The organism is Bradyrhizobium sp. MI1.10 (assembly GCF_055811035.1).
Map to the genome: position 1 here is coordinate 1 of NZ_JBVVPN010000147.1, position 830 is coordinate 830.

1 protein-coding gene is annotated in these 830 nt (G+C 64.6%); it reads left to right on the plus strand.

Going from position 1 to position 830, the window contains the following annotated elements:
• Window positions 1-830, plus strand: an 830-nt coding sequence (locus tag AC0L3K_RS40650) for a UTP--glucose-1-phosphate uridylyltransferase (protein WP_473368211.1), incomplete at both ends; no start/stop codon positions are given.

Below are 830 nucleotides of genomic sequence, written 5' to 3' on the forward strand. Positions count from 1 at the left end.
AGCCGTATTTCCCGTTGCCGGCCTCGGCACCCGCGTCCTGCCCGCCACCAAGGCGATGCCGAAGGAAATGCTGACGATCGTCGACAAGCCGCTGATCCAGTACGTCTATGACGAAGCCAGGGAAGCCGGCATCGAGCACTTCATCTTCGTCACCGGCCGCAACAAAAGTGTCATCGAAGATCATTTCGACCGGATGTTCGAGCTTGATGCGACGCTGGCCGCGCGCGGCAAGAAGACCGAGCAGGACGTTCTGGCGCAGAACCAGCCGGAGGCCGGCGCCGTCAGCTTCACTCGCCAGCAGGCGCCGCTCGGCCTCGGTCACGCAGTCTGGTGCGCGCGCGACATCGTCGGCAACGAACCGTTCGCGGTCGTGCTGCCGGACGAACTCGTGCTCAATTCGCCCGGCTGCCTGAAGCAGATGATCGACACCGCCAGCAAGCTCGGCGAAAAATCCAATGTCATCGCGGTCGAGCCGGTGCCCGACCATCTGACCCATCAATACGGCATCTGCGGCGTCGGCAAACGCACCGGCAAGATGTTCGAGGTCGACGGCATGGTCGAGAAGCCGGCCAAGGGCACCGCGCCCTCCAACCTCTCGATCACCGGCCGCTACATCCTGCAGCCGGAGATCTTCAAGATCCTGGAGACCCAGGAGCGCGGCGCCGGCGGCGAGATCCAGCTCACCGACGCCATGATCGGCCTCGCCAGATCGCAAAAATTCTACGGCGTCGAGTTCGAGGGCGAGCGCCACGATTGCGGCTCCAAGCCCGGCTTCCTCCGCGCCAACATCGCCTACGGCCTGAAGCGGCCGGAGCTGCGTGACGGGCTCA